The organism is Candidatus Leptovillus gracilis (genome assembly GCA_016716065.1).
GTDB lineage: Bacteria > Chloroflexota > Anaerolineae > Promineifilales > Promineifilaceae > Leptovillus > Leptovillus gracilis.
On the sequence record JADJXA010000001.1, the window covers coordinates 1,045,562 to 1,054,204 of the forward strand.

The 8,643-nt window shown below is 58.6% G+C and carries 9 protein-coding genes; 3 read left to right on the forward strand and 6 right to left on the reverse strand.

All coding sequences use genetic code 11. The annotated features are described in order from the left end of the window. Nucleotides 1-7 precede the first annotated feature (7 nt). On the forward strand, nt 8-691 hold the full coding sequence (locus IPM39_04385) for a nitroreductase family deazaflavin-dependent oxidoreductase (protein MBK8985309.1): 684 nt from the start codon (nt 8-10) through the stop codon (nt 689-691). Between the two features lie 145 nt (nt 692-836). Next, nucleotides 837-1,151, forward strand: coding sequence for a hypothetical protein (locus IPM39_04390; protein ID MBK8985310.1), 315 nt, complete (start codon nt 837-839; stop codon nt 1,149-1,151). A gap of 383 nt (nt 1,152-1,534) precedes the next feature. Here the strand turns inward: IPM39_04390 and IPM39_04395 are convergent, their stop codons facing one another. Both IPM39_04395 and IPM39_04400 read right to left on the reverse strand, forming a co-directional pair. Next, nucleotides 1,535-2,245 carry a hypothetical protein gene (locus IPM39_04395; protein MBK8985311.1) on the reverse strand — a complete coding sequence of 237 codons (711 nt, stop codon included), beginning with the start codon at nt 2,243-2,245 and terminating at the stop codon, nt 1,535-1,537. Beyond that, complete coding sequence (locus IPM39_04400; protein MBK8985312.1) at nt 2,242-2,523, reverse strand: hypothetical protein; 282 nt, start codon at nt 2,521-2,523, stop codon at nt 2,242-2,244. Before IPM39_04400 ends, IPM39_04395 begins: the two co-directional genes overlap by 4 nt. A 564-nt stretch (nt 2,524-3,087) precedes the next feature. Between IPM39_04400 and IPM39_04405 the strand changes: the two genes are divergently transcribed. After that, nucleotides 3,088-6,732 carry a tetratricopeptide repeat protein gene (locus IPM39_04405; protein ID MBK8985313.1) on the forward strand — a complete coding sequence of 1,215 codons (3,645 nt, stop codon included), beginning with the start codon at nt 3,088-3,090 and terminating at the stop codon, nt 6,730-6,732. Between the two features lie 34 nt (nt 6,733-6,766). Here the strand turns inward: IPM39_04405 and IPM39_04410 are convergent, their stop codons facing one another. Genes IPM39_04410 through IPM39_04425 form a run of 4 tightly spaced genes read right to left on the reverse strand, consistent with a single transcriptional unit; the run spans nt 6,767 to nt 8,609 of the window. Then, nucleotides 6,767-7,588 carry a glycosyltransferase family protein gene (locus tag IPM39_04410; protein ID MBK8985314.1) on the reverse strand — a complete coding sequence of 274 codons (822 nt, stop codon included), beginning with the start codon at nt 7,586-7,588 and terminating at the stop codon, nt 6,767-6,769. Beyond that, nucleotides 7,581-8,165 carry a hypothetical protein gene (locus tag IPM39_04415; GenBank protein MBK8985315.1) on the reverse strand — a complete coding sequence of 195 codons (585 nt, stop codon included), beginning with the start codon at nt 8,163-8,165 and terminating at the stop codon, nt 7,581-7,583. The genes IPM39_04410 and IPM39_04415 overlap by 8 nt, the downstream gene beginning before the upstream one ends. Further along, a complete protein-coding gene (locus IPM39_04420; protein MBK8985316.1) occupies nt 8,096-8,437 on the reverse strand; it encodes a hypothetical protein in 342 nt (113 codons plus the stop codon). Before IPM39_04420 ends, IPM39_04415 begins: the two co-directional genes overlap by 70 nt. Further along, nucleotides 8,418-8,609, reverse strand: coding sequence for a hypothetical protein (locus IPM39_04425; protein MBK8985317.1), 192 nt, complete (start codon nt 8,607-8,609; stop codon nt 8,418-8,420). The genes IPM39_04420 and IPM39_04425 overlap by 20 nt, the downstream gene beginning before the upstream one ends. Between the last annotated feature and the right edge of the window lie 34 nt (nt 8,610-8,643).

The window sequence follows — 8,643 nt, forward strand, 5'->3', positions numbered from 1 at the left end:
TCGACAGATCGGAACGAGATTTGAACAATTAACACGTTTAGATTGGACCAATCTTAAAGATTGGTCCAATCTCCCGTATGTTATTTATTTTTTATTCCTTACCTTCCCGTTTTGCGCGGTCCGCTGCCTATCCAGCCGTGGGCAACGGGATTCCGCCACCGGCGCGGTCAGGAGCGCCGGCCCAGCGACTCCAGCGCTGGCAAATTATCCGCCAGGACGATGGGGGCAATCACCCGGAAATTGCTCTTCCCTTTGGGAGGGGATTAAGGGGGGCGCTGCCCGCCCGCAAGCTGCTGCAAGATGGCGCGAACGATGGCACGGCCGTTTCCTCACCTCTGGCCGTCCTCTGGCTCCCACCCTGCTGCTCACCACCACCGGGCGCAAAACAGGGCAGCCGCGTACCACGCCGGTCTTTTATCTGCGCGACGGCCGTCGCCTCATTCTCTGCAACGTGAACCCCGGTTTTGAACGGCCCAACCCGTGGACGCTGAACATGCGCGCCCAGCCTGTTGTTGACGTGCAAATTGGGGGATGGAACGGCCGTTACCACGCCAGAGAAGCCACCGAGGAAGAGACAACCCACTACTGGCCGCAGTTGGTGCAAATGTGGCCGGCCTATCAGCAGCACTTTACGCGCAGCGGGCAGCGCTCGGTTTTTGTTTTAGAAGACGACGATCCGGCCGTTGCTTAGTTAGCCGGGTGGGTTCAGCCAACTGACCAACCAACCTTGCCACAAAGACCGAATTGTAATCCATGCAGAACACAACAGGCGTATCGCCAAACGTGTGAAGGCCATGTTATAATCCCTCCATTGCCAAACCAGCAACGGAGGAACCATGCCGCACGAATACCAGATCGCCCTTGACCCTGCCCTGCAACTCAGCCCGGCCGACTTTTTGGCCGCCTGGAATGCCAGCCCAGAGGCGCAGGCCGCCGGCCAACTCTGGCCGGACAGCGCCACGCCCAAGAGCTACCTGCCCCCGGAAGCCGTGACCCTGGTGCTGCAAACGGCCGTTACCATCGCCAGCGCCGTCCTCGCCGACCTCATCTACGACCTGCTCAAAGCCAGATACTACCCCCGAAAACCCAAAATCATCACCATTGACCAGGGCGACGGCCGTCCCACCCTCATCATCACCATTGAAGACTAACAATTGAAAATTCGGCATGATTCATTCCAGGCAATATGTGATTTACAAATTTAGCAAGAAAGCGCGTCATGCTGAGGTCCCCCGAAGCATCCCTCTCCTCTGCTGGGAGCGGGATGCTTCGCTCCGAAGACTCCGCTCAGCATGACAATTCAGCATCAATTTGTAAAGAAGATGTTTCGCTCGATGAACCATGCCGAAAATTCATTCACAATTCATAATTCACAATTCATAACACGACTTTTGCACCTTAAAAACTAATACGCCAAACAGCAAAAAAACGCCCATCCTGTCAACCTCTGTCCGGGCTGTGGCAACAAACCAGTATCTCCAGCTTATCATCAGTTAGCTGGACAGCATCACAACCAGGACTGAAAAGGCTCAGGTCAACGCGGGCAGACAGCTCGCACAAGCGGCGTCATGATTTCTTGCAAAGATTGCCCCTGAGCCAGCCCCGCCGTAATAAACAAAGCGAGGCTCCACAGACTTTGGGCTTGAGTTGCTCGTCGCCAAAAAGGAACGCTGCCGTCGAGGTCTAGCTCGAGTTCACGTTGAAGCGTCTGTTGCAGGTCTGTATCCTGTTGAGCGGCACGCAGTAAGCTGTACACCACGGCGACCAGGGCGATATGTCGTTCAATAGCCGCGAAATTCCGTAGCTGATACTGGTCCAGCCCTTCGGCTTTACCTTCTTCATGATACACTTCAACGGGCCAACGATGGCGATAAATGCGCGTCATGCCTTTGGCCTGCCAGTGCAAGCGGTTGCTGATGAGAAATACTGGATTGTCGGATAGGTCAGCCCGACGATAGCTGATGACGAGACGGACTTTACCAAAGTTGTGCAGCCGATGCGTACGGCAGTAGGTATAGTAAGTCTCGGTTGTTCCCTTAAAGGTGATGGTCGTCGTTTGAAACGCAGGAGTTTGACCGGCTTTTATGGCCGCAAGATGTTCCGCCTTGAGGCGCTGGGCAAACTTGTCTAATCGTTCCCGACCTGTTGCCAGCGCCACTTCACCGCTCTCGCCCAAGGCGCCCACATAAGCAAAGCCTTTCTCATCAAGAAAGCGGCAGAAGCTGGGTTGTGTACCAACTATCAAAAGCGATAGGCGGCGAAGTCAGGGAACTGTGCCAGCCATTGCTGGCACTGCTGCTCAGCCATGCGCAACTTGCTGTCATACAGGTCAGCTACGCCCGGTTTTTTGACATTTCGTCGCCACACGCCTAGCAAATACTGACGCCACTTGGTTGGATCGCTTTCTTTCAGCTCCAGCTTGCTTTCCTTCAACTTGATGTTCGCTGCGTAACCCTGCTTCAATCTTGACCAGGTCAGCCGGTTGCCACAGCCCAAAGAATATAGGGTAGTCAGTTTGGTCATCGCTGTAATGCAACGTCACCAGGTTGTGCGCCCAGACCCAACACTTTTGCACATGGTCATACAAGATGGCGATCTTGTCAAAGTGGTGTCCATAGTGGGTGAGTAACGTATCGTCAAAACTCAACACCCCGTCTTTTTCAAGGCTGTACCCGGTAGGCTGCTCATGACAGCTAAGCGACAACGATTGAGTTCGTCGAGCGAAAAAGGGCTTTCCGTTAGTAGACGGTTGAGCGAGCTTTGGTTACGGCTTTCATGGACAAACAATCGGTTGATTCCCCTCAACAGTTTTGTTTTCGGAAACAATCAAACCGCTGATGTACCGCTTGAACTGGATGAAGGCATCGGCCGAAAAGACCGAACTGAAATGTGGTGCATAGTGATCAACCAATCGTGGAAATTCAACCAGGGGAACCATAGTTCAACACCTCCTGCGTAGTAAATTGCGCTATTCATCCTTCCCCTGGTATTGTGCTCTATGGCGTATTCGTTTGTAAAGGTGCTATCAAAACATTATGTCACTGCAAAAGTCGTGTCATAATTCACAATTCATAATTCACAATTCCCATGACCAAAATCACCATCACCCAAACCTCCCCCTCCCCCACCGGCCCCTTCCCAACGGCCGTGCAATTCGACAACGGCCCCAGCCACCCCATCACCATCAGCGAGCCGTTTAGCGCCGCGGAAGAAGCGCGGCTGCAATGGTACTACGAAGAATGGCTGAGCTTCCCCTTCACCGGCCAGGTAAAAGCGGCCGAAGCCGCCGCCAGCGTGGCCGACTACGGCCACCGCCTCTTCGCCCAGGTGTTCCGCGAGAACCCCGATGTGCTGGCTGAATACCGCGCCGCCCTGCGCTACGAAGGCGGCCTCGCCAAGCTGGAATTTGAGATTCGCGGCACGCCCGCCTTCCATGCCCTGCATTGGGAAGCGCTCAAAGACCCGGCCAACGGCCGTCCCTTTGCCGCCGAATGCCCCTTCCTCCGCCAGAACGACAACCCGCCCGCCATCCACATCCGCCCGCAGCCTTCGCCCACGCTCAACGTGCTGCTGGTGACGGCGCGGCCCGGCGGGCGGCAAGACGTGGGCTACCGCACCATCTCACGGCCGTTGGTGAACGCCCTGCACAACAGCCGCCTGCGCGCCCGGATAGACATGGTGCGGCCCGGCAGCTTTGCCGCCCTGGTGGGCCACCTGGAGCAAAGCCGCGACGCCCACGGCGATGGCTATTACCACATCATCCATTTTGACGTGCATGGCAGTTTGCTCACCTTTGAGCAGTACCAGAAATTGGAAAAGGACGCCTCGCCCTTTCTTTTCAAAAGCGGCTACGGCCAGAGCGAGATTCAGCCCTACGCCGGGCTGCGCGCCTTCCTCTCCTTCAGCGGCGACGCACCGGGCAGCCATGATCTGGTCGCCGACGAGACCATCGCCAACCTGCTGCAAAGCCACCAGATACCCATCGCCATCCTCAACGCCTGCCAGTCGGGGATGCAGGTGGGCGAGAGCGAGACGAGTCTGGGCAGCCGCCTGATGGCCGCCGGGGTGCAAACGGCCGTCGCCATGGGCTATTCGGTCACTGTCAGCGCCGCCGTGCTGTTTATGACCCATCTCTACCAACATTTGCTGGCCGGGCGGCCCCTGCCCCAGGCCATCCGCCGTGCCCGGCTGGAACTGCTGAACGTGAAGGAACGCCGCGCCGCCTACAACCAGACCATCGAATTGGAAGATTGGCTGCTGCCCGTCGTCTACCAAAACCAGCCCATCACCCTGCCCCTCACCGATTTCGCCAGCCCCGCCGAAGAAGAAGCCTACCTGACGCAGCAAAGCGGCCGTTACCGCGCCCCGCTCCCCACCTACGGCTTTGTTGGCCGCGACGTAGACATTTTGGAGATTGAAACCCGCCTCCTCCCTGGGAGCGCGGGCGTCCCGCCCGCCTCTGCCTCTTCCGCCTCCAACCCCACCAACATCCTGCTCATCCAGGGCATGGGCGGCGCGGGCAAAACCACCCTCATCAAACACCTGTTGGAATGGTGGCAGACCACCCGTCTGGCGGAGCGTGTCTTTTACTTTGGCTACGACGAAAAAGCGTACACCCTGGCACAAATTCTGGATGGCATCGCCCGCGACTTGTACGGCCGTGACTACGGCCGCGCCTACTCCCCCCTGTCCGACGCCGCCAAGCAGCAAAAGCTGGTGGGCGAACTGCGCAGCCGCCGCCACGTGCTGGCGCTGGACAACCTGGAATCCATCACCGGCAGCGCCCTGGCGATTCAGCACACCCTGGACGCCGCCGAACAGGCCCGCCTGCGTGATTTTGTGGCCGCGCTGGCCGGGGGGCAGACGGTGGCGCTGCTGGGGTCGCGGGGGCCGGAGGAATGGTTGGTGGGGCAATTTGCCCAATCGCCTTACGAACTGCCCGGCCTGGACCCGGAGGCCGCCAGCGCCCTGACGCAGGAGATTTTGCGCCGCCTGGGGCGCAGCGGCCTGCCCGCCGACCCGCAGCACGGCCCGGCCCTGCGCCAACTGTTGAAGTTGCTGGCTGGCTACCCGCTGGCGCTGGAGATTGTGTTGGCGAATCTGGCGGCGCGGCCGGGACGGCCGCCGCAAAGCCCCGCCGACCTGCTGGCCGCCTTCACCGGCGGCGATGCCGGGCTGGACGCGGGCGGCAGCGGCGATTTGTGGCAGGACAAGACCAAAAGCCTGCTGCGCTGCATCGAGTACAGCCACAGCAACCTCTCCGCCGACGCGCAGGCGCTGCTGGCCTGCCTGGCCCCTTTTACCGGCGTGGTAGACCTGGCGCTGTTGGACAGATACACCGAAAAACTCCAGCAGCAGCCGGAGTTGGCCGGTTTGCCCTTTGCCAGTTGGGGCGACGTGTTGCAAGAAGGCATTAATTGGGGTCTGTTGATTCCCCAACAAATGGCCGGGCGAGTATACCTGCGCCTGCAACCGATTTTGCCCTACTTTTTGCGCCAGCGGCTGGCCGCGCCCGCGGACGCCGGCCAGGGCGAAAGCGCCGCCATCGAGCGCGCCTTCCGCGCCCACTACGACCAGGTGGGCCGGGCGCTGGCCGGGCTGCTGCAGTCCAAACAGCCCCAGGAGCGGCAGCTGGGCCAGGCACTCACCAACCTGGAATACGAAAACCTGATGACCGCGCTCAAGTTGGCGCTGGCGGCACATACCGGTTTCTTTAATACGTATGAAGCCTTGTTCCGTTTTTTGGATGGTCAAAAGGCAAACAAACTTGCTATTGAGCTATGTGAAACTGTTCTGAGCAACCAACATGAATACTCCCAAACCCAAATGGCTGGAGAAATCGGCACTGACTTTTACCTCGTTTATGCTCGATTGGCGACCATTCACCTGGCTGTCCAACAGTATAAGTTGGCACGCGAAGCTTATGAAAACAGTCTTGATGTTGTAAAGAATCTGAAAAGCATTACAAAAGAAGGGCGTGCAAACTACACAGCCATAATTTATCACCAGTTGGGCATGGTGGCGGAGGCGCAGCGGGAGTGGGCCACGGCCGTGGCCCATTACAACCAGGCGTTGGCCCTCAAAATCGAATTCAATGACCGCTACAGCCAGGCGTCCACCTACCACCAGTTGGGCATTGTGGCGCAGGCGCAGCGGGAGTGGGCAACGGCCGTGGCCCATTACAACCAGGCGTTGGCCCTCAAAATCGAATTCAATGACCGCTACAGACAGGCGTCCACCTACCACCAGTTGGGCAGGGTGGCGGAGGAGCAGCGGGAGTGGGCAACGGCCGTGTCCCATTACAACCAGGCGTTGGCTATCTACATCGAATTCAATGACCGCTACAACCAGGCGTCCACCTACCACCAGTTGGGCATGGTGGCGCAGGAGCAGCGGGAGTGGGCAACGGCCGTTGTCCATTACAACCAGGCGTTGGCCCTCAAAATCGAATTCAATGACCGCTACAACCAGGCGTCCACCTATGGGCAGTTGGGTTTGTTGGCTGAGGCGCAGGAAGATTGGCCGGAAGCAGCCAACCATTTGTTAAACGCCCTGGAAATCTTTGTGCAGTTTGGGGATCAACATTTCACTGCGCAGACGGTGCGCAATCTGGCGGCGGTGTGGCAGGCGGCCCCGGATTTTGCGGGCAAAACGGCCGTTCCCGGCCGGCTGGCCGCCATCCTCGCCATCTCCCCCGCCCAAGCCCTCGCCCGTCTCCAACCCCCAGAATAGATTTGACCAATCTCCAAGATTGGTCAAATCTAATCTAATCTACACACACGACGGCCGTGCGCGTCTGCGCCGCCGTGATGGTTCGTAATTCACCCAAATGGTGACGATACCAGTTCAGGCCAGCATACTCCTGATTGATGGCCCGCAGTTGGGGCCGCGCCTCTAGCAGCGTCAGAATATCTTGCAGACCAAAGCCGGGCTTTTGCGGATACAGCGCCGTGTAGACGGCGTTGACGAATTGATAGTCGGCTTCATAGTCAATGGTCCAGCGATGGGACATGGCATAGTTGCGTCCCGTTTCCCAGGTCACGCTGCCTAAACGAAACCGGTCCGGCCTTTCCCAGAGGAAAGGCGTGGTATGCTCGCGCTCGAAATCCCGCTGCGCTTCCTGCCAGGCCGTCGTCAGCGCCGCCATGCTCATCACCTCCACGTCGTTGCCGTCCGGGTAGGTGGCCGGGTGCAGGTTACTGACGTAATCGTAAGCCGCCGGCCGCGCCAGGTAGGCGCCGATGACGCGATCTATCACCGCCGGGTCAATCAGCGGGCAGTCGGAGGGGATTTTCACCACGACATCGGCGTCGAACCGCCGCGCCGCCTGGTAATGGCGGTCCAGCAGGTCGGTGGCGTGACCGCGAAAGCTGGGGAACTCTTCCCAACGGCAAATCATCTCGATCACGTCGTCTACGTGGTTGGTGGTGGTCGCCACGACCACCGTGCCGACCAGGCGGGCGGCCTGCACCCGTTCGACCATGCGCACCAGGAGCGGCTTGTTGATTAACGGCCGTAACACCTTGTCCGGCAGTCGTGATGAACCGGTGCGCGCTTGAACGATGGTCACAACGCGAAGGTTAGTCATACACGTATCCCCCTTGAAGCTGGGTCGCCGGTTTCGCTAGCGGCTCCGCTAACGGCTGCGTCTCGATGAGCGACCGGCAGACTGTGGCAATATTGCGCCCGGATAATCCGCCGTTTTGGCTGGGCGCGAGTCGGCGCAGCAGATTCACGTCGAAGTAAGAATGGACCTCTTTGCCTAAAGCCAGACCGATGTAGACGACGGTGGAATATTGGGTGATCAGCACATCGCAGTTGGCGATCAGGGGGCCAATGTCGCCCTGGGTCAGCACCAGGGCGCGCGGGGCTAAGGCCCGAATTTCGTCTATGGCCCGCTGCTTGTTCTCGTTGGGATGCAGCTTGAAGATGGGGAAACGGCCGTTGGCGATGACAAGCGCCTGCCGGATGAACGCCGCCCGGTCGTCGCGCTTGAAGGTTTCGCGGGCGTCGGAGGTAGCGACCAACACATAGCCCCGGTACGGAAAATCGTTGTGGCTGAATTGGGCGCAGTTATCGAAGTTGGGAATGCCGGTCACGATGAGTTTTTGCGGATTGATGCCCTTGGCGGCAAAAAATCGCGGCAGCCGGGCGAGGCGACGCAAAAATAATCATATTGCTGCGACAGGCCGTTGGTGGACGTGCTGGCCAGGTAGCGCGGCAGCCGGAAGCGCCGCACCAGGTGATAGGCCCAATTTTCCGGGTCGGTCATGCCTTCCTGGATGAGGATGACCTTTTGACTACGCAAATTACGGGGCACGATGAGATCGCTGGTGGTGACGTACAAGTCATAGGGGCCATGCTGCCCGCCGCGATAATCTACCGGCAGATTGTGCTGCGCCAGGTATTGGCGTCGGTCAGAGGCGGAAACGGCCACAAAGACTGCAAAAGTCCAGCCAGCCCCGTTTCGCCAGCCAGTCGTAAAGGCCGTCGGCGTAAAAGGGCGTGAAATAGCAGTCGTAGTCGGCTTGCAGGTGGACGGCCGTGGCATGGACCATCTGTGTCTGATTGAGCGAACCGCCGATGAACAGGATTTTCTTGTTAGTCATAGGTTAGAAGGAGCCGTAAACCGTATTCCGTAAA

Coding starts and splice junctions, on each gene's coding strand:
- IPM39_04390 (MBK8985310.1), top strand. CDS start 837: ATGCCGCACGAATACCAGATCGCCCTTGACCCTGCCCTGCAACTCAGC.
- IPM39_04400 (MBK8985312.1), bottom strand. CDS start 2,523: ATGACCAAACTGACTACCCTATATTCTTTGGGCTGTGGCAACCGGCTG.
- IPM39_04405 (MBK8985313.1), top strand. CDS start 3,088: ATGACCAAAATCACCATCACCCAAACCTCCCCCTCCCCCACCGGCCCC.
- IPM39_04410 (MBK8985314.1), bottom strand. CDS start 7,588: ATGACTAACCTTCGCGTTGTGACCATCGTTCAAGCGCGCACCGGTTCA.
- IPM39_04425 (MBK8985317.1), bottom strand. CDS start 8,609: ATGACTAACAAGAAAATCCTGTTCATCGGCGGTTCGCTCAATCAGACA.